The sequence below is a fragment of the Acidovorax sp. Root217 genome (assembly GCF_001428645.1).
Lineage (GTDB): Bacteria > Pseudomonadota > Gammaproteobacteria > Burkholderiales > Burkholderiaceae_C > Acidovorax.
On the sequence record NZ_LMIH01000028.1, the window covers coordinates 18,886 to 37,867 of the forward strand.

Sequence of the window (18,982 nt, forward strand, 5' to 3'; positions counted from 1 at the left end):
GCAACCCGGCTGCGCCCGCCGCCTAGATTGCGGCCCTGCCAGACCCTCACGCATAGCCGATTTCTCGGTCTCAGTGGACTAGAGTGTCTGGCCCGTCCTGCTGCCAATTTTCCCACCCATGGAACCTGCCATCCACTTCCTCACCCGGCTCTTCGACGTCTCGCTGGAGCCTGAGAATCCCATCAACCCCATCCGGGGCCATTCGCTGCTCGAATGGCTGCGCACGCGTGTGCCAGCGCAGCTGGAAATGACCGACGCGGACGCCGAGGACTGGGGCTGGTACGCGCATGTGAGTTGGGAGGGCCGCACCTACATGGTCGGCGCCGCCGCCAACGAAAGCCCGGACGGCAAGCACGAGTGGGTGCTGTCGCTGACCAAGCACCGCTCGCTCAAGGAGCGCGTGCTGGGCAAGGCCAAGATGGCTGCCGACGATCCGTGTCTTGTGTTTTTCCATGGGCTCATTGCGCAGGAGCCGGGGTTCGAGGCAGTGTCGGTGGAGGGGGGCACTTGAGGCCCGTCCAGAGAACTTGTTCGTACCGGTGATGGTTGGGCGCCGCGTTGGGATACTTGCCCTGTGGGCATTGGTGCTGTTGCTCGGTTTCGTCGTCGCAGCGTTGGGTGCCGGCGAATGGCTCAGCCATCCTGCCACCCGCACCATAGGCCCGCCACCGAAAGATTTTTTGGCGCGCGAGGTCCGCATCGACATCGCTCCAGTTGGCCATGTGGCTGGCTGGTTTGCACCGGGCCAGCGAGGCCGGGGCGCCGTGCTGCTGCTCCACGGCGTTCGCTCCGACCGCACTCAGATGCTGGGCCGCGCCAGGTTCCTGAATCGGGCGGGCTATGCCGCCTTGCTGATCGATCTGCCTGGGCACGGCCAGAGCACTGGCGACCGCATCACCTTTGGAGCGCGCGAGGCGGCAGGGGTGAAGGCAGCCCTTGAGTTTCTGCGGCGCGAAAGTCCGGGCGAACGCATCGCGGTCATCGGTGTCTCCCTGGGCGCCGCCGCCGCCGTGCTGGCCCTGCCTTCCCCTGCGCCGGATGCCGTGGTGCTCGAATCCATGTACCCCACCATCGAAGACGCGGTGGCCAATCGGCTGACCATGGTGCTGGGCCCTGCGGGCGCGGTGCTGGCCGGGCCCTTGCTGTGGCAGCTGCCGCTGCGCGCCGGGGTATCGACCGATGACCTGCGGCCCCTTGAGCGCATCGCCTGCTTGGGCGCGCCGGTGCTCCTTGCCTCTGGCGCACAGGACCGGCACACCACCTGGGCCGAGACCGAGCAACTCTTCGACGCAGCGGCGGGGCCCAAGGAACTCTGGCGGGTGGAGGGGGCTGGGCATGTGGATCTGCATGCCTACGGCCCTGGGGCATATGAGCGCCAGGTGCTGGGGTTTCTGGCGAAGTACCTGCGCTCCGAGGGGTGAGCCTGTGGGCTCGACCTCGCGCTTCACCAGGCGCTGCTGAAGGCCTGCGCCAGCAGGCTCGGGCAAACGGGCACAGCATGCTGCCAGAACCTGGCAGCACCTCCTTCTAACCTCGCTCCTTTCTTTTCTTACCCAAGGAGCTTCGCATGAAGTTTGCATCCGTCCGCCTCGTCACCACGCAATTCGAAGCGCTCGTCGCGTTCTACACCCTGCTGTCGGGCACCGCTGCCACCCGCCTGGCCGATGGCTTTGCGGAAGTGCGGCTCGAAGGCGCCACGCTGGCGATCTCCGAGGAGCGCCTCGTGCAGCTGTTCAACCAGGGCGCCGCAACGGCCGCGTCGAACCACTCGGCCATCCTGGAATTCGAGGTGACCGACGTGGACGGCGCATTGGCGCGCATGCGTGGCGACGCCAGCGCCGAGGTAGTCATGCCGCCCACGGTGATGCCCTGGGGCAACCGCTCTGCCTTGTTGCGTGATCCCGATGGCAGCCTGGTGAACATTTTCTCCAGGCCCGTTGTGTAGTGGGTCAATCCGCCCCAGGAAACCGCTCCACATGCACCTCCCCCTTGCGGCCGAAGTAGCTCACATGCCGCCCCGCCAGCCACACCATATAGCCCACGCACCCCGCTGCGCGTGAGAGCTCAAGGAACTCAGGATACATGACCTCGCCGCGCTGCGCGCCCCGGATGGCGGCCTGCACGCCCGCCGCGTCGAAGCCCTGTGCGATGGGCGTGGCAGGCGATTGCAGGGCCACGGCATGCGTTTCGCCACCGGGCAGGTAGTAGGTGGTCGCGTTGCTGCGGTAGTCGGCAAAATACGCCTCCACGCCGGCCTCGCTGAGGGCCTGCACGATGGCGCCGAAATGGGCCGTGCCGTCCTTGGATGATTGGGCGCTGCGTTCGATGGTGGCGATGGTCGTTTCGTTCATGGGCATCTCGCTGTGATGGGTTCTCGGAATCAGCTGCGCGGCACTTCTTGCCACTGGTGCAGGCGCACCATCTCCTGCAGCAGCCGCGCCAGCCGCTGGCGCTCGGCCGCGGGCAGGTGGCCGAAGAACTGTTCGTCGTTGGCATCGGCCTTGGCGGCCAGCACGGGCACCAGGGCGCGGCCGGCCGGTGTGAGCGACAGGGTGTGGCTGCGTGCGTCCCGCAGTGCATCCGCGCGGGCCACCAGGCCCTTGTCCTCCAGCCGGGCCACGACCTTGGAGACGGCGCCCTTGGTCATGCCCAGGGACTGGGTCAGCGTGGCGTGCGTGGCGGGGTTGTCGCCATCGTCCGCATCGAACAGCGTGCGCAGCGCCACCCAGTCGGTGACGGACACGCCCGATGCCTCCACCGCCTGCTGGAACCCGGCCGACACCTGGTTGGAGACAAAGCGCAGCCAGTAGCCCAGGTGGGCTTCGAGCGGTCTGGGGTGGGGCGATGGGATTTTCTTCATGTTTTGTTTCTGCGGAAACTATCTGTGGCTGAAATATAGTTTCCCAAGAAACAAATTGCAAGTGCCGCAGTCGTGTAGCCTGCCACCCCATGGATTCGCTCATCACCGCTGCCGCCCGTGCACTTGCCGCTGGCGATGCGCTGGGCGCGCTGCAGCGGGTGGCCCTGCGCGATGACCCGCCGGCGCTGGCGCTGCGCGGCATTGCCATGGCGCAGCTGGGCGAGCACCCCCGGGCGCGCGAGCTGCTGCGCCGCGCGGCCAAGGGGTTTGGCGCGCACGAGGAACTGGCCCGCGCCCGCTGCGTGGTGGCCGAGGCCGAGGTGGCCCTGGCCCAGCGCGACCTGAACGGCCCGCCGCATGCCCTGGTGGCCGCTGCGGCGGCGCTGGCGGTGCGCGGCGACCGGGCCAACGCACTGCAGGCAAGGCTCATCGCTGCGCGCCAATGGCTGCTGATGGGCCGGCTGGGCGAAGCCGCGGCCCTGCTGGCCACCATCGACCTGCAGGAGCCAGGCATGCCGCCCGCGCTGGCGGCGGTGGCGGGGCTCACGCTGGCCGAACTGGCCCTGCGCTCGCTGCGCGTGGCCGCGGCGCGCGATGCGCTGGCCCAGGCGCGCGAAGCGGCAGCGCGCGCCCGCGTGCCTGCGCTGCTGGCCGAGGTCGACGAGGCCCTGGCCGCGCTGCAGCGCCCCGCCGCGCGGCGCCTGCTGCCAAGCGAGGGCGATGGCGGCGGCGTGGCGCGCGAGCAGTTGCTGCGCCTGGACGACGTCGCGGCGCTGCTGGCCTCGGATGTGCTGGTGGTCGATGCCTGCCGGCACCGGCTGGGATCGGGATGGGTGGGGGCGCAGGAGGGCAGCGGTGCCGCCCCCACCTGGCTGTCCCTTGCGCGCCGGCCCATCCTGTTCGCTCTCGCCTACGATCTGGCCCAGGCCTGGCCCGGCGATGCCGAGCGCGACGCGCTGATCGCCAGCGCCTTTCGCACCCGGCACCCCGACGACACCCACCGCGCCCGGCTGCGCGTGGAGCTGGGCCGCCTGCGCGCACTGGTCAAGCCCTGGGCCCGCATCGAGGCCACGGCGCGCGGCTTTGCGCTGCGGCCCCTGGATGGGCGTGATGGCGGGCGCGCGGTGGTGGTGCTGGCGCCGCCCATCGCGGGCGAGCAGGCCTCGCTGCTGGCCCTGCTGGCGGATGGTGCGGCGTGGTCCACCTCGGCCCTGGCGCTTGCGCTGGGCGACAGCCAGCGCACGGTGCAGCGCGCCCTGGCCGAGCTGCAGGAGCAAAGCCGCGTGCGCTCCATCGGCCAGGCGCGTGCTCAGCGCTGGCTGGCACCGCCCCTGGCAGGATTCACGCCAATCTTGTTACTCCCCGCTGCGCTGCCGATTGAATAGAGTTCACCCATCGACCTCCTGAGCCGGGGCCGAACCGAAAAGGACCACACCATGCCCATCACCGACTGCAGCCCCGACAGCGCCAGCCGCATTGCACCGACCGGTGTCCCCGCCCGTCCCGCCGAGATCGTTAGTGAATACGGCCCCTTTGCCGGCGCCCGCACCGTGGCCGGCGTCACGCACGACGGCCAGCGCGTATGGGCCGCCACAGGCGCCAGCCTGGTCGCCTTCGACCCCGCCAGCGGCGAGACCACGCGCACCCTGGGCCTGCCCTGCGATGCCGGCACCGCGTTCGACGGCAAGCACCTGTACCAGATTGCAGAGTCGCGCATCGACAAGATCGACCCGGCCACGGGCGCTGTGGTGGCCTCCATCCCCGCGCCGGGCAAGGGCGCCGACTCGGGCCTGACCTGGGCCGAGGGCAGCCTGTGGGTGGGCCAGTACCGCGACCGCAAGATCCACCAGATCGACCCCGCCACGGGAGCCATCCGCCGCACCATCGAATCCAACGCCTTCGTGACCGGCGTGACCTGGGTCGATGGCGAGCTGTGGCACGGCACCTGGGAGGGTGATGCCAGCGACATCCGCCGCATCGACCCCGCCAGCGGCGCCGTGATCGAGCGCCTGGAAATGCCGGCCGGCATGGGCGTGAGCGGGCTCGAATCCGACGGCGCCGGTCTGTTCTATGCCGGTGGCGGCGAGAGCGGCAAGGTTCGCGCGGTTCGCCGGCCCAAGACCGCGCGGGCCTGATGCCCGGCGGGTGGTCAGCACCCGCCATCTCCCACCCACCCAACGCCCTGTGCAACAACCGCCTCCCCAGGCGGCGGTTGAAGCCGCTGCATGGGCGTGCCCTGTTTGACAACCCCCAAAGGAGCATCGCATGACCACCGCCACCCACAACCCCTCACTCCACCACCCCGTCGTTCCGCGCAGCGATTGGCTGGCCGCGCGCCAGGCCCTGCTGCTGCGCGAAAAAGAACTCTCGCGCCAGCAGGACCAGATCGCCGCTGAGCGCCGCGCGCTGCCCTGGGTGCGGGTGGACAAGCCCTACCTGTTCGACACCACCACCGGCCCGCGCACGCTGGCCGATCTGTTCGACGGGCGGCGCCAGTTGCTGGTGCAGCACTTCATGTTCGGCCCCGGCTGGGAGCAGGGCTGCCCGAGCTGCTCGTACATGGCCGACCACATCGACGGCATGAACATCCACCTGGCCCACCGTGACATCACCCTGGTGGTGGTCTCGCGCGCGCCACTCGCACAGATCGAGCGCTTTCGCGAGCGCATGGGCTGGCGCTTTCACTGGGTGTCATCGCTCGGCAGCGACTTCAACCACGACTACGGCGTGAGCTTCAGCACCGAGCAGGTGGCCCGTGGCGAGGTGCCCTACAACTACACGGTGCAGCGCTTTCCGGCCGAAGAGGCGCCCGGCATCAGCGTGTTCCACCAGGAGCCGGGCGAGGGCACTGAGGTTTTCCACACCTACTCCACCTACGGCCGCGGGGTCGAGGTGATGATGGGCGCCTACCCCCTGATCGACCTCACCCCCGCAGGCCGCAACGAGCGCAACCCCGAGTACACGATGGACTGGGTGCGCCACCACGACCGCTACGAAGGCGCCGTGCCCTTCCAGCCCGCGCCATCGCCGCTGGTGGCAACGGCGACCATCGCAGCGGCCACGGCCGGCGGCTGCTGCCACGCACAGGCCTGACCGGGGCATCGCCATGGAAGCGCTGTGGCCCTGGCTTGCCATGGCCGGCACGGGCGCCCTGCATGGGCTCAACCCCGCCACCGGCTGGGCCTGCGCAGCCGCCTGGGGCCTGCGCTCTGGCGGCAATCGGGTAAAGGCGCAGCCGCTGCGCGCCCTGCTGCCCATTGCCATCGGCCATGCTGCATCGGTGGCACTGGTGGTGGCTGCGGTGGTGTGGGGCTGGGCGCTGCCGCGCAGCGTGCTGCAGGCCGCCGCAGGCTGCCTGCTGGCGGCTGCTGTGGCGGTGTACCTGTGGCGCCGCGCGCCGCGCAAAGCCCGCACATCGGCCGGGCATGTGGGGCTGGCGCTGGGTGCGTTTCTGGCATCCACGCTGCACGGCGCGGGGCTCATGTTGGTGCCGGCGCTGGCACCGCTGTGCCTGGGCAGCGGTGCGGTGGGGCAGGGCGCCGGTGCAGCGGGTCCACTGTGGTGGGCGTTAGCGGCGGTGGCAGTGCACATGGCGGCCATGCTCGCGGTCACTGGCCTGGTGGCCACGGGTGTGTGCCGCTGGGTGGCGCTGCGCCGGCGCACACCTGCCCCGCTCTAACCGAGGCGCTTTTCCTGCCGCAGCTGCGTGCCGATGCGCCGGATCTCTGCCTCGCCCTGTGCCAGCGCGGCCCGGCTGGTGTGTACCGAGTAGCGGCCCATCACCAGTTCGTGCGGGTGCTTGGCGGCCGAGCCCAACACGAAGTGCGTGTCGCCCCTGGCCGTGAAGTCGATGGCGCCGTTCGATTCCTCGAACACCGCGAGCTCACCTGCGTCCACCGGCCCGCCCGCATCCAGCGCACCCGCTGCCACCGCCACCCAGGCCACGGTGTGGCCAGCGGGCGGCACATAGCGCCAGTGCTCGCCGTCGCGCAGCTGCACGGCCAGGTAGGTCATGGGTGAGGGGGCGTCGATGGGGCTGTGTACCGCACCGTAGCTGCCCAGCAGCACGCGGGCCGGGCCTGCCTGGGGAACCTCGTTCGCCGCCAGGTACTGGCTCAGCGCGGGCGCGTTCTCCAGCGCAGCGGGCAAGGCCACCCAGAGCTGAAAACCCAGCGATGGGGCATCGCCTATCGGCGCACCGGTATGCCACACGCCGTTGCCCGCGCGCATCCACTCCACGCTGCCTGCGTGCAATGTGCCGCTCTTGCCGGCAGTGTCCTCATAGGACATATCGCCCGCCATCAGATAGGTCAGCGTGGCAATGCCTGAATGCGGGTGCATGCCAAAGCCGCGAAAGGCCGCAGGCGAGTCCGATGCGAACAGGTCCAGAAAGACGAAGGGTTTGATCCACTCCCCCACGTCGCCAGGGCTCACCAGCCGCGTGATGGGCCCGTGCGAGCTGCCTCGCGTGCGGTAGGCGATGGCACGGCTTGCCACAGAGGCAACCGGTGCTTCGGCCAATGCGGTGTTCATACAGCCTCCCTTGCGGTCTTGAGCGCCTTGGCCCACCAGGCCATGTCGTCCAGCAGGCCCTTGGCCGACTGCGCCAGGTGCGGGTAATCCTCGAAGCGTTTGCCCTGCTGCCAGACCCCGAGGAATTCGACCATGCCCATGTGTACAGCATTGCGCACGGGTGCCATCTGCAGCTCGGTAGCCACCAGGCGCAACTGCTCCACGGCACGCGCCGCACCCACGCCGCCATAGCCCACAAAGCCGATGGGCTTGCGCGCGAACTCCTTGTACGCGTAGTCAAACGCGTTCTTGAGCACGGCCGTGGGGCCGTGGTTGTACTCGGCGGTGATCACCACCAGCCCGTCCAGCGTGGCCAGCTTCTGCGCCCAGCGCTGCGCGGCCTCGTTCTTCACCGGCGCCCAGGCAGGCGACAGTGCTTCGTCGAAGAACGGCATGGGGTAGTCGCGCAGGTCGATGAGTTCGGCCGAGACATCGGTGCGCTGGCTGGCGATGCCGTGGAACCACTGCGCCGGCTTATCGGCAAAGCGGCCCTCGCGGGTGGAGCCGATCACGATGCCGATATGGGGCAATTGCGAAATTGTCATAGGTGGGAGTCCTTCCTGGGAGTGGTGGAGGGGCCGTGCACCCCGATGCCTTGAAGATTAGGGCGTACCCCATTGGTTGACTAGATGGCACAATGGGATTGCACTCATCCATTCATGAAAGGTATCCGTGACCACACCTGCGCTCGACCTCAACGACGTCGCCCTGTTCGTGCAGGTGGTGCGCAGCGGCAGCTTTGCCGAGGCCGCACGCCGCCTTGGCGTGCCGCCCAACACCGTGAGCCGGCGCGTGCAGCAGCTTGAGGCGCAGCTGGGCACGCGCCTGCTGCAGCGCTCTACCCGCAAGCTCACGCTCACCAGCGCGGGCGAGGCCTTCCATGAGCGCTGCGCGGGTGCCGTCGATGGCCTGCAAGAGGCCGGGCAGGAGCTGCGCCTGGGCAGCGACGAGCCCACCGGCTCGGTGCGCGTGGCGGTGCCGGCGGATTTCTTCGACTTCTTTCCCATGGAGTGGATCGCCGCCTTCCTGGCCGCGCACCCGCGCGTGCGGCTCGACTTCGTGCTCAGCGATGGGCGCTCGGACCTGATTGCCGAGCGCATCGACGTGGCCTTTCGCGGGGGCGAGGTGGGCGACTCGGGTTACGTGGGCCGCCAGCTCTTTGCGGCCCGGGGCGACTGCCTGGTGGCCAGCCCCGTCTACCTGGCCGCGCGCGGCATGCCCGCCACGCTGGCCGACCTGGCCGCGCACGACGCCATCATGGCCAGCCACGCAGGCAGCAGCGGCTCCTGGCGCCTGGTGGGGCCCGATGGCGCCGTGCACGAGGTGCAACAGGCCAGCGGCCGCTTTGGTGCCAACACCGCCCAGGCCCTGCGCCGCGCCGCCGTGGCCGGCCTGGGCATTGCGCTGCTGCCCACCGGCATGTCCCGGCTCGACCTGCAGGCCGGCCTGCTGGTGCCCGTGCTGCCCCAGTACCAGCGCAAGGGCCAGGGCCTTACCGTGCTGTACCCCAGCCGCAGGCACCTGCCACTGGCCGTGTCGGCCTTCATCGCGCTGGTGGTGGACAAGCTCGGTGAGCTGGAGAAGACGCCCGAGGGGCGGTGCTGACGATGCAGGCTACTTGGAGCGGATAACAAAACTCAGCGAAGCGGTTCTGGCTAGGCGCTACACATCAGATGTCTTGCAGGCAGTACGCGTAGTACGACAAGACGCGGCAACGACGCCAGAAGAGTTTTGTTAGCCGCTCTTACCAGGTCGACGGCACGTACTTGTTGCCCGCCGCCTTATAGCTCTCGATCGCGGACTGCAGCAGTGCGTATTGCTGGCAGCCACTGGCGCCGCACTCGCTCCCGAGGGTGGCCAGGCGCGCCTGCGCCTTGCCGAGCTGGCCCTTCATCAGGTACAGCTCACCGGAGTATTCGAGCGTGTTGCGATGGCGCGGGTCGATGCGCAGCGCTTCATCGTAGTGCTTGCCGGCTGCAACCAGGTCGGGCTTCTTGCTGTGGCGCAGCGTGTAGCCCATCAGGTTGTGCCAGTCGGCGCTGCCCGTGTCGTTGATGCGCTTGAGCTCCTCGAACGCCGCAGACCACTGCAGCGAGCGGGTGAAGTAGCGCGCCTGGGCCAGCTTGTCTGCTGCCGGGGCTTGCGTATGCGCAGGCGGCTGGCTGGCGGGGCGGGTGGGTGCCGGCGGCGGCGGTGTCGGCGGCATGTCTGCCGCATAGGCAGTGGCGCCCGCCTGGATCAGCAGGGCAGACAGGGCCAGCAGCGTGCGTGTGGTCTGGGTGGTCATGGCGTGTTCCTCGGGGTGACGTTGTGCCGTAGCGCCACAGCATGCCCCTGCCTGCCGCTGAGCGCAAGGCTAATCGCCATCGCCCTGGCGTAAAAAAGCCCGCACTCCCCAAAGAAGTGCGGGCCAAGTTGCTGTGTCTCTGCCCTCCCACCAGTCAGGGCAGCAGCGGGCATGACGCCATCAGAAGTTGTGGCGCACCCCCATGGCAAACGAGCTGAAATCGTTGCCGGCGGCCGACACGCCGTAGTTGGCGGCCTGGTTGTTGTTGATGCGGGTGTAGTAGGTGTAGATCTTGGTGCGCTTGCTCAGGTGGTAGTTGTAGCCCAGCGTGTACTGGGTGGCAGCCGTGTTGTCCACGCGGGAGTAGTCGCCTGCGCGGCCCACGTTCAGGTGGAACTCGGACACGTCCACGATGTAGGCGGCCGACAGGCGCACGTTGGTGCGGTTGCCGCCGTTGGCGATGAATGCGTTCTTGTCGCGTTGCACGTAGGCGCCCAGCACGAACGGGCCGGTCGAGTACGAAGCGCGCACGGCAAACTGGCTTTGGTCATCGAGCTTGGAGTAGCCGGCACCCAGACCCAGTGCGCCGATGGCGTAGTTGGCAGCCAGGTCGACGCTGTTCTTGCCGCCGGTGCCGCTCACCCTCTCGTGCATGGCCCAGCCGGCCTCGAACGTGGCACCACCGAAGCTGGGGGTGCGGTAGGCGATCTTGTTCACGTCGCGGGCCGGGTAGGCATACAGCGCATCTGCCGACGAACCGGTGTCGTGGTTGTGGTTGCTGATGTAGTCGGCGGTGGCGTAGTACGACTCCGAGGTGAAGTTGCCCATGCGCAGCATGCCGAAGCCGCCGGAGAGGTTCACCTCGCTCTGGCGGGCGAAGACACCGCGGGAGTCGATGACACCGGTGCTGGAGTCAAAGCCGCTTTCCAGCTGGAAGCCCGCCTTCAAGCCGCCGCCCAGGTCTTCCTGCCCCTTGAAGCCGAAGCGGGAGGAGTTGTTGAACAGACCGGTCTTGGACACGTCGCCATCCTTCTGGCGCTCGAACGTGGTGTTGATCCGGCCGTACAGGGTCACGCTGCTCTGGGCAAACGCAGCAGACGTGCCCACCAGGGCCAGCGCTGCAATGGCGCAGCGATTCATCGTTTTCATTGGCAAGGTTCCCTCAATCAAATTGTGTTTGATGACAAATAATCACAAACCAGAAAATGCGGGTATGCATTTCCTGGTCGTCGCTACCAGCAAGTTTGATGCCGAGGACGCTGTGATCGTTGCAGGTTGCAACGAAGAGGGATGCTATTGGCCTGCGCCACGGGGCGCCACAGGGGTAAGTACCGCTGGCCCACAGTGACTGTCATGTGACAGGCAATGTGGCACATGGCACCAGGCCGCGGGCGGGAGTGCGGGCCTGCACCGCAATGACGCCAACCCGGGCACTGCTTTGCACGTCGGCAGCGCACGAAGCGGCTGCCGCAGGCGCAGCGGTTGCCGAAATGCCATCGCACCCGGTGCCGCTGTTTCCTTTCGCCCATTGACAATCAGGAATATGTGTAATAAAGTCATTTACACACAAGCACAAACGAATCCAATTTTCTCCATGCCCACCAGTACCCGCTTCGCCGTAGCAGTGCACGTCCTGACCGCCTTGGCCGTCAGCGATGGCACGCCCATGCGATCCGAAGATCTCGCGTACTCGGTGAACACCAGCGCGGTGGTGATACGGGGCCTGCTGTCGCGGCTGGGCGAAGCCGGATTCACCCGTTCGCAACTGGGCGCTGGCGGCGGGGCGATGTTGGCCAAGGCTGCTGCAGACATCCGGCTGCTGGATGTGTACGAGGCCGTCGAAGACCCCGAACTTTTTTCGCTCCATCGCACGCCGCCGTGCGAGAACTGCGCGGTGGGCGGCAATATTCTGCAGGCGCTGCAACCCACCCTGGGCCGGGCGCGCGGCGCCCTGGAGCAAGAGCTGGCCAAGACCACCGTTGCAGATGTCGCTGGCGAAGTGGCCCGGCTCGGCAAGTTCTCCATCCCTCTCGTCTGGTGACTTCGGACGTCCTATTTTTTGTTCAAAAATGTCATAGTGACAGTGACACACATTCATTAAAAGCCAGGTCTGCCTGGTTTTCATGGAGGGAGCTGCCCAGATTGCGAGGGGCGGGCAGCTCCGGTTTTTCATCCCCCTTCATACCTTCAAAGGAAATCAAATGACTATCGGCATCATCGGCTCCGGCGCCCTGGGCTCCAACTTCGCCCGCGCTCTCGCCAAAAACGGCATCTCGGCCACCATCGCCAACAGCCGCGGGCCTGAATCGCTGGCAGCGCTGGTCGCAGAGATCGGGCCCTCCATCAAGGCAGGCACCGTGCAAGAGGCTGCAAGCGCAGACATCGTGATGGTTGCAGTGCGCTGGACCGACGCGCAGAAAGTGCTGGGCGGCTTGCCGGCCTGGAACGGCCGTATCGTGATCGATGGCACCAACCCGGTGGAATTCATCGACCCGGCATCGCCAGACGCCAAAGACCCTGGCAATCCCCTTGCCGCCTACGGCATCAAGGCCGTGGACCTGGGAGGAAAGCACTCCAGCCAGATCATCCAGCAGTTTGCAGCAGGGGCCCGGGTCGTCAAGGCGTTCAACCACCTGGACGTGAACGTGCTGCAGCAGCCTGCGGTGGCAGGGGGCAAGCGTGTGTTGTTCTACTCGGGCGACGATGCCGCAGCAAAGGCCGAGGTGCGCGGCATCATCGAAGCCACCGGCTTCTTCCCGATCGACCTGGGCGCGCTCGACGTCGGTGGGCGGCTCGCCTCGCTGCCTTTTGGCGCACTGTCGATGCACAACCTCGTGAGGATCTAGGCTGTCACGGCGCACGCCGGGCTGCGGTTTTGCTCAAGGCCCTGTGCGGCTTTGGCACGGCGATTTCTGCCAGCCGCAGCCCGCACAGCCCCGTCAGCCCGGGATCCGGGCGATGACCTTGATCTCAAAGTCGAACCCTGCCAGCCAGGTGACCCCGAGCGCCGTCCAGTTGGGGTAGGGCGCGCTGGGGAAGACATCGTTCTTCACGGCCAGCACCGTCTCGAACTGGTTTTGCGGATCGGTATGGAAGGTGGTCACATCCACGATGTCGCCGAGGCTGCAGCCGCCTGCCTTCAGCGTCGCCTGCAGGTTGGCGAAGGCCAGGCGCACCTGGGCTTCGAAGTCGGGCTCGGGCGAGCCGTCGCTGCGGCTGCCGACCTGGCCAGAGACGAACAGCAGATCGCCGGACTGGATGGCTGCCGAGTACCGGTGGTTGGCATACAGATCCTGGCGACCGGCGGGGAAAATGGCTTTGCTTTGGCTCATTGGGGGCTCCATGGGTGGGTGGGTGCAGTCACTGTAGCCCTGGCGATTGTTTGGATAAAGCCACTATCTCCTGCATCACTGTTTGTAAAATAAGGATAATCTTTGGGAGAATCCTGTGGACAGGTTTGACGGCATGCGGGCTTTTGTGCGGGTGGTCGAGTCGGGCAGCTTCACCAAGGCCGCCGACAACCTGGGCTGGAGCCGCACCACGGTGACCCAGCTGGTGCAGCAACTGGAGGCGCGCCTGCAGCTCAAGCTGCTGCACCGCACGACCCGCCGGGTCAACGTCACCACCGACGGCGCCGTCTACTACGAGCGGGTGCTGCGCCTGCTGGCAGAGCTCGAAGACATCGAAGGCAACCTCCCCGGCGCCCCCACGGCGCCGCGCGGCTTGCTGCGCGTGGACGTACCCAGCCCCCTGGCCAACATCCTCCTGGCGCCGGCGCTGCCTGCCTTCCATGCCCGCTTCCCCGACATCCAGCTCGACATGGGCGCCAGCGACCGCAAGGTCGACCTGATCGGCGAGAACGTCGATTGCGTCGTGCGCGGCGGCGAGATCAAGGACCAAGGGCTGGTCGCGCGCCACGTGGGGGACCTGCAGCTCGGCGTGTATGCCGCGCCGGCCTACCTGGCGCAGGCGGGCACGCCTGTGCACCCCGATGAACTGCGCGACCCGCGCCACCGCATCGTGCGCTACCGGTGGGACGGGGACCTGCCCTACGCCATGCGCAAGGGCCGCGAGACGGCCAAGGTCGGCGGGCGCTACGTGCTGGCCATCGACGACGGCAACACCTACCTCACCGCAGGCCTGTCCGGCCTGGGCGCGCTGTGGCTGCCCCATTACATGGCCCGGCAGCATGTCGCCAGCGGTGCGCTGGTGCCGCTGTTCACGGACTGGCGCATCGATGCCATGCCCCTGTATGTGGCCTACCCGCCCAACCGCTATGTGAGCAAGCAGCTGCGGGTGTTCATCGACTGGATCGTGGAGCTGATGGCAGTGCATGCGCCGCGTGGCGGGTAGCCGGCATCGTTCTCGAAGCCGTCGGTGAGGCGGTGTCGTTTGAAGAGACGTGGGCAAGCACCGAAGGTAGGGCGGCTCCCTTCAGATCCATTGCTGCCGCTGCTGCGATGGCAGCTATCGACCGGGGCCATGTGAAAATGTCGATAGCAGACTTTTGCGGCGGTACTTCCACCATTGCTCGCATCGAGATCGTGCGTTGTAGGCCGATCTGAGCGGTCGACTTTTTGGCAGGCCGGCAAGTCAAGGGCGTAACGCGCGTTTTCACACAGCCGCAGCCATAAGCTGTGGCTTGAAGCGAAGCCGTGAACGACAACCGGCGCATTGCACAATTGCTATACATTGCACAACGTCACACACCTCCAAGAAGAAGGCCGCATGTCGATCACATCCACTCTGAAGTTCTCCGTTGCCGCACTGGCGCTCGTCACCGGCGGGTCTGTTCTTGCGCAGGGCACACCCATCAACGCGGCGGCGTTTGACGCGCTGGTAGCGCAGGGCCCCGTCGCCGATGCGGCGACCATCGCATCGAGCACCTGGGCCACCAAGGTGAAGCAGGCCGGCACGCTGCGCCTGGGCGGTACCCAGACCTCCAATCTCTTCTCGCTGCTGAACGAGAAGGACGGCAAGATTCGCGGTTTCGACGCGGGCCTGGCCCAGCTCGTCACGCGCTACATCCTGGGCGATGGGGCCAAGTACCAGTTCACCCAGGTGAACTCGTCCACCCGCGAGCAGGTGCTCATCAACGACCAGGTGGACATGGTGTTCGCCACGTATTCCATCACCCCCGCACGCGCCGAGAAAATTGCGTTCGCAGGGCCCTACTACACCTCGCAGGCCGGGGTGCTGGTCAAGTCGAACAACAAGGCGATCCAGTCGTACAACGACCTGGCCGGCAAGAAGACCGCCACGCAGGCCGGCTCCACCGGGCCTGCCATCCTGGCGCAGGTCGCGCCCAAGGCCACGGTGCAAGAGTTCCAGACGCACCAGGAGGCCCTGGACGCACTGCGCCAGGGGCGCGTGGATGCCTATGTGACCGACCACACGCTGCTGCTCAACGCCCTGAGCCTGGGCACCGGCGACGCGAAGCTGGCGGGCGCACCCTTCGGTGCGCAAGATCCCTACGGCATCGGCCTGCCCAAGGGCTCGGATGGCGTAGCCTTCATCAATGCCTTCTTGAAGAAGATCGAAGCCGACGGCACCTGGGCCAAGCTGTGGACCGTGTCCATCGGCCAGCGCACCGGCAGCACCGACGTGCCCAAGCCGCCCGCCCTCCCGTAAACAATGGACGGGGTTTCTCGGCTCCTGGCTGACTACGGGCCTGCTTTCTGGCAGGCCCTTTTGCTCACGTGGAAGCTCACCGCGCTGTCCTTTGTGGCCGGCTTCGCGCTGGGCATGGTGGTGGCGGTGCTCAGGCTGCTGCCCGTTGGGCCGCTGCGCCTGGCCATGACGGTCTACGTCGAGATCTTTCGCAACATTCCCAGCGTGGCGCTGCTGATCTTCATCGTGTTCGCACTGCCCGATCTCAACGTCCTCATCGACTATGAGGCGAGCGTGGTTCTCACCCTGACCCTGGTCTGTTCTGCATTCACGGCGGACTACATCCGCACGGGCATCAACACCGTTGCCGGTGGCCAGGCCGAGGCCGCACTCAGCCTGGGCATGCGCCCGATGCGCGTCATCACTGCGGTGGTGTTGCCGCAGGCGCTGCGCGCCGTGGTGCAGCCCATGACCTCGCTGCTCATTGCGCTGATGCTGTCGACCTCGTTGGCGTCGCAGGTGCCGCTGCCGGGGCGCGAGCTCACCGCGCTCGTGTCCAAGATCGCCACCGACTCCGCCGCCGGCATGGCCGCATTCGCCGTGGCCGCCGCGATGTACGTGGCCAGCGGCTTGCTCATCGCCTGGGCCGGTGCCACGCTGGAAAAGAAAGTGCGGATTTTGCGATGAGCCGCGCCCTGGAAGACATCCTTTTCGCCGCGCCCAGCCCGCAGGCCCGCAAGCTGACGCGCGTGGTGAGCGCGGTCGCAGCCGCCGTGCTGGTGCTGATGGCGGCAGCCGTCGTGTTCCGCTTCCACTCGGCAGGGCAGCTCGAGCCGCGCCTGTGGGAATTCTTCGCCCGGCCGACGACCTGGGCCTTCCTGGGCAAAGGCCTGCTCGGCACGCTGGCATCGGCGGCGATGGCGGCCGCCATCGCGCTGGCGTTGGGGCTGGTGCTGCTGCTGGGGCGGCTGGCCAAGCCCCGGCTCGTACGCTGGCCGAGCATCGCGGTGATCGAGTTCCTGCGCGGCACGCCGACGCTGCTGCTCATCTACGTGTGCTTCCTGGCGCTGCCATCGGTGGGCATCAAACTCTCCACCTACTGGATGCTGACCCTGCCCGTCGGCCTGAGCACCGCTGCGGTGGTGGCCGAGGTCTATCGCGCAGGCGTGCTCGCCGTTCCCCGCGGCCAGACCGATGCCGCGCGAAGCCTGGGGCTGACCGAAGCCCAGGTCTTTTTGCACATCGTCTTCCCCCAGGCCCTTCGCTACATCGTGCCGGCGCTGGTCGCGCAGCTGGTCATCGTGGTCAAGGACACCACGTTCGGCTATGTCGTCACCTATGGCGAGCTGATGCAGAACGCCAAGGTGCTCATCGCCAACTACAACTCACTGGTGCCCGTGTACCTCGTTGTCGCGGCGCTCTACTGCCTGGTGAACTACGCAATCTCCAGGGCCAGCAAGCGGCTCGGGCAGCCGATGCATTGACCGTCGCCAGGCTGCTCACCGGGCGGCGACGCGGCGCTCTGGCAAGAAAAGAGAAGTGGGTCGGGTCATGGCCGACGCGGGCTGTAGTCAGACATGGGGCGACTGGCCGTATCCGGTGAACAGCCTTCGTTCAGACTCGCTGGGCGAGGACGGCAATGGGCCCGAGACTGCCGCTGATACGATGGCTGCCATCGGCCAAGAGCGGCCATTGCGTTTTGCGATAGCCAAGCCAAAAACCGAATTTGCAGCGTCGATTGAAGGTCGGAAAGACCGAATATGGGTCAGTGGACAATTTGTCAAGCCAGCGGGTACCGCGCCTGGACACAATGGCGCCTCAGACGCCTTTTCGCTTTTCTACACCACCCTCATGTCTTCCAACATCCTGACTTTTACTTGCGTAGGTGCAGACGCTCTCAAGCTTTCCACGCTGCACGATCACCTTCAGATCGCCGTCGGCAAGTTTGCTGACCAGTGGCCCGCGCCACTGCAGGTTTGCTTCGACGACTGGGAGAAGCCCTTCTTGACCAGTGCGTCGCTGCGCGGCGAGACACTGCGCTTCGTGGTCGACAGCTCATCCGGCGACGAACTGGAGAAAGCGCACATCCAGGCATTGCACGACGCTGGCGCGACGCACATCCGGGTACGCATCTGGTACGGGCAGGTCGGCGAAACGCGAACGCTGCACTACCAGGGCGGCAAGAAGGTTGCGGCCAAGGCCTTCCCGGCGCCGACGCTGACCGAGGAGGAGCAGCTGCTGGAGTTGCTGCTCGAGGGCAAGGAAGCAGCCTTCGCCAAGGCCATCAAGGGGGGCGCACCTAAGGACGCGCTCGTCGATGGCGCGCCGCTACTGGTACATGCGGCCAAGGCCAGCCTTGGCAAGGCGGTGTCGGCCTTGTTGAACGCCGGAGCTGACGTGATCGCTTGCCTTGCTTGGGTCGACGAGATCGCTGGGGCGATTCAGCGCCACGGCGGCAAGGCGGCACCCGCACTGCTGCGCACGCTCGTCGAGGCGCCGCAGGCCGATCCCTCGGCGCTGTGGCGTTCCGCAAATGTGCTGCTTGTGCTCTGCGAGTATCCTGAGCTATTGGCCTTGCTGGCGTCGCGCGAGGGCGTTGACGTCAACGCGCAGATCCGCTGGGCCCACAAGGGCCAACTGGAGGGGAGTCTGCTCTTCAACAGCAGATTTCTATTCGACAACCGGCCAGGCGTACTGGCCGTGTTGGAGGCATTGGGGGCGCGCTCCGTACCGCCGCCGACCATGAGTGATCAACGCCGCCTCGAGCGAATGTACTTTCAGGAACGCGACGCCGACACCATTGCCGAGCTGGTCGCCGCGGGGGTGGACCTGGACACACCGCTGTGGGATCACCGCCCCATCTCCTTGCTGCGCAACTTGTTTCGTCACCCCACGATGGGATGCAGACCGCTGACCCTGGCCAACGAACTTCTCGCAAGCGGTGCGAGCGCTGCATTCTGGATGGAGCCAGATGCGTTTCAGGACGAGGTGCTAAAGGGCCTTTTCGATACCGATAATCTGGCCTGGATAACCGATGCCACGCTAAGCGACGAGCGCCGTTTTGTCCCGCAGCGCGATGCCAACCTGGTCGCCAACTTCATTGGCGGGCTGCTTGCCCGAGGCCTGGACGCAAACATGACGGTGCGCCTGTGCGTGGAAAAGCTGTCGAGCAAAGGCAGAGGCGCGGCGGGTAGCTACAAGAGCCTGCATTGGCGCGGCCCTCTTCTCGGTGCCGTCGCGTTGCTCCTGTGCGGTCGAGGCACGGAGATGCGTTCGATCTGCCTGCCACTTGTGGAGCTGCTGTTGAGCCACGGAGCCAACCCGGATACCGAAGGCGAGTTGCTCGACGCCATGATGAACGAGACAAACTGGGTAGTCCATCTGCGTGGCGACTGGACCATCGAAGCGTGGCGAGACCATGCCGCAACAGGCACGGTGCTTGAACGCCTCCGGCAACGGCAGGCGCAGGATCCGGACGAGGTCGATGCGGTCTTGATTGCCAGCATGGAGCGGACCGTCGCCTCCGCACGATGAGTTTGACTTGACCATGTCCAATTGCATTGGGTTGAATCTGGTCGAAAGTCCGCTTTGGGCCGAGGCTGTGTGGAAACGCGCTTTACGCCCTTGACTTGCCAGCCGAATCAAAAATCGAC

General features: G+C 66.7%; 22 protein-coding genes. 15 read left to right on the forward strand and 7 right to left on the reverse strand.

All coding sequences use genetic code 11. The annotated features are described in order from the left end of the window. Positions 1 to 118 precede the first annotated feature (118 nt). The 3 genes from ASE31_RS24090 (at position 119) to ASE31_RS24100 (ending at position 1,945) form a co-directional block, all read left to right on the forward strand. Positions 119 to 511: a hypothetical protein gene (locus ASE31_RS24090; RefSeq protein WP_057204456.1), complete on the forward strand. Its 393-nt coding sequence runs from the start codon at positions 119 to 121 to the stop codon at positions 509 to 511. Between the two features lie 253 nt (positions 512 to 764). Then, positions 765 to 1,421 (forward strand): alpha/beta hydrolase, encoded by a 657-nt coding sequence (locus ASE31_RS24095; protein ID WP_235514749.1) that lies wholly within the window; start codon positions 765 to 767, stop codon positions 1,419 to 1,421. A 146-nt stretch (positions 1,422 to 1,567) separates the two neighbouring features. Continuing rightward, a complete protein-coding gene (locus ASE31_RS24100) occupies positions 1,568 to 1,945 on the forward strand; it encodes a VOC family protein (protein ID WP_057204459.1) in 378 nt (125 codons plus the stop codon). Positions 1,946 to 1,949: 4 nt separating this feature from the next. Here the strand turns inward: ASE31_RS24100 and ASE31_RS24105 are convergent, their stop codons facing one another. Beyond that, on the reverse strand, positions 1,950 to 2,351 hold the full coding sequence (locus tag ASE31_RS24105; RefSeq protein WP_057204632.1) for a DUF1398 family protein: 402 nt from the start codon (positions 2,349 to 2,351) through the stop codon (positions 1,950 to 1,952). A 29-nt stretch (positions 2,352 to 2,380) separates the two neighbouring features. Beyond that, on the reverse strand, positions 2,381 to 2,860 hold the full coding sequence (locus ASE31_RS24110; protein ID WP_057204461.1) for a MarR family winged helix-turn-helix transcriptional regulator: 480 nt from the start codon (positions 2,858 to 2,860) through the stop codon (positions 2,381 to 2,383). Positions 2,861 to 2,949: 89 nt separating this feature from the next. On the opposite strand from ASE31_RS24110, the gene ASE31_RS24115 reads away from it, so the two are divergent. From ASE31_RS24115 to ASE31_RS24130, 4 genes are all read left to right on the forward strand, one after another. Then, entirely contained in the window at positions 2,950 to 4,245 is a 1,296-nt protein-coding gene (locus ASE31_RS24115) for a hypothetical protein (protein ID WP_057204463.1), read from the forward strand. A gap of 51 nt (positions 4,246 to 4,296) precedes the next feature. Next, a complete protein-coding gene (locus tag ASE31_RS24120) occupies positions 4,297 to 4,995 on the forward strand; it encodes a hypothetical protein (protein WP_082604344.1) in 699 nt (232 codons plus the stop codon). 130 nt (positions 4,996 to 5,125) lie between these two features. Continuing rightward, the gene (locus ASE31_RS24125) at positions 5,126 to 5,953 is read left to right on the forward strand and encodes a thioredoxin family protein (RefSeq protein WP_057204465.1); all 828 of its coding nucleotides are present in this window, start codon (positions 5,126 to 5,128) and stop codon (positions 5,951 to 5,953) included. 13 nt (positions 5,954 to 5,966) lie between these two features. Next, positions 5,967 to 6,539: a hypothetical protein gene (locus ASE31_RS24130; RefSeq protein WP_057204467.1), complete on the forward strand. Its 573-nt coding sequence runs from the start codon at positions 5,967 to 5,969 to the stop codon at positions 6,537 to 6,539. Here ASE31_RS24130 and ASE31_RS24135 read toward each other — a convergent pair. Then, positions 6,536 to 7,393 (reverse strand): pirin family protein, encoded by an 858-nt coding sequence (locus ASE31_RS24135; protein WP_057204469.1) that lies wholly within the window; start codon positions 7,391 to 7,393, stop codon positions 6,536 to 6,538. The genes ASE31_RS24130 and ASE31_RS24135 overlap by 4 nt on opposite strands. Then, positions 7,390 to 7,977: an NADPH-dependent FMN reductase gene (locus tag ASE31_RS24140; protein WP_057204471.1), complete on the reverse strand. Its 588-nt coding sequence runs from the start codon at positions 7,975 to 7,977 to the stop codon at positions 7,390 to 7,392. Before ASE31_RS24140 ends, ASE31_RS24135 begins: the two co-directional genes overlap by 4 nt. Positions 7,978 to 8,104: 127 nt before the next feature. Between ASE31_RS24140 and ASE31_RS24145 the strand changes: the two genes are divergently transcribed. Next, the gene (locus ASE31_RS24145; RefSeq protein ID WP_057204473.1) at positions 8,105 to 9,037 is read left to right on the forward strand and encodes a LysR family transcriptional regulator; all 933 of its coding nucleotides are present in this window, start codon (positions 8,105 to 8,107) and stop codon (positions 9,035 to 9,037) included. Positions 9,038 to 9,176: 139 nt separating this feature from the next. On the opposite strand, the gene ASE31_RS24150 is transcribed toward ASE31_RS24145, so the two are convergent. Then, complete coding sequence (locus ASE31_RS24150; RefSeq protein ID WP_057204475.1) at positions 9,177 to 9,719, reverse strand: M48 family metallopeptidase; 543 nt, start codon at positions 9,717 to 9,719, stop codon at positions 9,177 to 9,179. Between the two features lie 180 nt (positions 9,720 to 9,899). Beyond that, entirely contained in the window at positions 9,900 to 10,868 is a 969-nt protein-coding gene (locus ASE31_RS24155; protein ID WP_057204477.1) for a porin, read from the reverse strand. A 445-nt stretch (positions 10,869 to 11,313) separates the two neighbouring features. Between ASE31_RS24155 and ASE31_RS24160 the strand changes: the two genes are divergently transcribed. Then, complete coding sequence (locus ASE31_RS24160; RefSeq protein WP_057204479.1) at positions 11,314 to 11,760, forward strand: Rrf2 family transcriptional regulator; 447 nt, start codon at positions 11,314 to 11,316, stop codon at positions 11,758 to 11,760. Positions 11,761 to 11,920: 160 nt separating this feature from the next. Then, positions 11,921 to 12,565 carry an NADPH-dependent F420 reductase gene (locus tag ASE31_RS24165; protein WP_057204481.1) on the forward strand — a complete coding sequence of 215 codons (645 nt, stop codon included), beginning with the start codon at positions 11,921 to 11,923 and terminating at the stop codon, positions 12,563 to 12,565. 93 nt (positions 12,566 to 12,658) lie between these two features. Here the strand turns inward: ASE31_RS24165 and ASE31_RS24170 are convergent, their stop codons facing one another. Then, positions 12,659 to 13,051: a RidA family protein gene (locus tag ASE31_RS24170; RefSeq protein WP_057204482.1), complete on the reverse strand. Its 393-nt coding sequence runs from the start codon at positions 13,049 to 13,051 to the stop codon at positions 12,659 to 12,661. A 115-nt stretch (positions 13,052 to 13,166) separates the two neighbouring features. Between ASE31_RS24170 and ASE31_RS24175 the strand changes: the two genes are divergently transcribed. The 5 genes from ASE31_RS24175 to ASE31_RS24195 all read left to right on the forward strand — a co-directional run bounded on the left by ASE31_RS24175 (position 13,167) and on the right by ASE31_RS24195 (position 18,863). After that, complete coding sequence (locus tag ASE31_RS24175) at positions 13,167 to 14,072, forward strand: LysR family transcriptional regulator (protein ID WP_057204483.1); 906 nt, start codon at positions 13,167 to 13,169, stop codon at positions 14,070 to 14,072. A 375-nt stretch (positions 14,073 to 14,447) separates the two neighbouring features. Next, positions 14,448 to 15,350, forward strand: coding sequence for a glutamate ABC transporter substrate-binding protein (locus tag ASE31_RS24180; protein ID WP_057204484.1), 903 nt, complete (start codon positions 14,448 to 14,450; stop codon positions 15,348 to 15,350). 3 nt (positions 15,351 to 15,353) lie between these two features. Next, complete coding sequence (locus ASE31_RS24185) at positions 15,354 to 16,016, forward strand: amino acid ABC transporter permease (RefSeq protein WP_057204485.1); 663 nt, start codon at positions 15,354 to 15,356, stop codon at positions 16,014 to 16,016. Next, positions 16,013 to 16,813, forward strand: a complete 801-nt coding sequence (locus tag ASE31_RS24190; RefSeq protein WP_057204486.1) for an amino acid ABC transporter permease — start codon at positions 16,013 to 16,015, stop codon at positions 16,811 to 16,813. The genes ASE31_RS24185 and ASE31_RS24190 overlap by 4 nt, the downstream gene beginning before the upstream one ends. A gap of 67 nt (positions 16,814 to 16,880) precedes the next feature. Then, entirely contained in the window at positions 16,881 to 18,863 is a 1,983-nt protein-coding gene (locus tag ASE31_RS24195) for a hypothetical protein (protein ID WP_235514750.1), read from the forward strand. Positions 18,864 to 18,982: the final 119 nt, after the last annotated feature.

Excerpts from the sequence above, each read along its gene's own strand:
- ASE31_RS24090 (WP_057204456.1), top strand. The coding sequence starts at position 119 with ATGGAACCTGCCATCCACTTCCTCACCCGGCTCTTCGACGTCTCGCTG.
- ASE31_RS24100 (WP_057204459.1), top strand. The coding sequence starts at position 1,568 with ATGAAGTTTGCATCCGTCCGCCTCGTCACCACGCAATTCGAAGCGCTC.
- ASE31_RS24105 (WP_057204632.1), bottom strand. The coding sequence starts at position 2,351 with ATGAACGAAACGACCATCGCCACCATCGAACGCAGCGCCCAATCATCC.
- ASE31_RS24110 (WP_057204461.1), bottom strand. The coding sequence starts at position 2,860 with ATGAAGAAAATCCCATCGCCCCACCCCAGACCGCTCGAAGCCCACCTG.
- ASE31_RS24115 (WP_057204463.1), top strand. The coding sequence starts at position 2,950 with ATGGATTCGCTCATCACCGCTGCCGCCCGTGCACTTGCCGCTGGCGAT.
- ASE31_RS24120 (WP_082604344.1), top strand. The coding sequence starts at position 4,297 with ATGCCCATCACCGACTGCAGCCCCGACAGCGCCAGCCGCATTGCACCG.
- ASE31_RS24125 (WP_057204465.1), top strand. The coding sequence starts at position 5,126 with ATGACCACCGCCACCCACAACCCCTCACTCCACCACCCCGTCGTTCCG.
- ASE31_RS24130 (WP_057204467.1), top strand. The coding sequence starts at position 5,967 with ATGGAAGCGCTGTGGCCCTGGCTTGCCATGGCCGGCACGGGCGCCCTG.
- ASE31_RS24135 (WP_057204469.1), bottom strand. The coding sequence starts at position 7,393 with ATGAACACCGCATTGGCCGAAGCACCGGTTGCCTCTGTGGCAAGCCGT.
- ASE31_RS24140 (WP_057204471.1), bottom strand. The coding sequence starts at position 7,977 with ATGACAATTTCGCAATTGCCCCATATCGGCATCGTGATCGGCTCCACC.
- ASE31_RS24150 (WP_057204475.1), bottom strand. The coding sequence starts at position 9,719 with ATGACCACCCAGACCACACGCACGCTGCTGGCCCTGTCTGCCCTGCTG.
- ASE31_RS24155 (WP_057204477.1), bottom strand. The coding sequence starts at position 10,868 with ATGAAAACGATGAATCGCTGCGCCATTGCAGCGCTGGCCCTGGTGGGC.
- ASE31_RS24160 (WP_057204479.1), top strand. The coding sequence starts at position 11,314 with ATGCCCACCAGTACCCGCTTCGCCGTAGCAGTGCACGTCCTGACCGCC.
- ASE31_RS24165 (WP_057204481.1), top strand. The coding sequence starts at position 11,921 with ATGACTATCGGCATCATCGGCTCCGGCGCCCTGGGCTCCAACTTCGCC.
- ASE31_RS24170 (WP_057204482.1), bottom strand. The coding sequence starts at position 13,051 with ATGAGCCAAAGCAAAGCCATTTTCCCCGCCGGTCGCCAGGATCTGTAT.
- ASE31_RS24180 (WP_057204484.1), top strand. The coding sequence starts at position 14,448 with ATGTCGATCACATCCACTCTGAAGTTCTCCGTTGCCGCACTGGCGCTC.
- ASE31_RS24185 (WP_057204485.1), top strand. The coding sequence starts at position 15,354 with ATGGACGGGGTTTCTCGGCTCCTGGCTGACTACGGGCCTGCTTTCTGG.
- ASE31_RS24190 (WP_057204486.1), top strand. The coding sequence starts at position 16,013 with ATGAGCCGCGCCCTGGAAGACATCCTTTTCGCCGCGCCCAGCCCGCAG.
- ASE31_RS24195 (WP_235514750.1), top strand. The coding sequence starts at position 16,881 with ATGGCCGACGCGGGCTGTAGTCAGACATGGGGCGACTGGCCGTATCCG.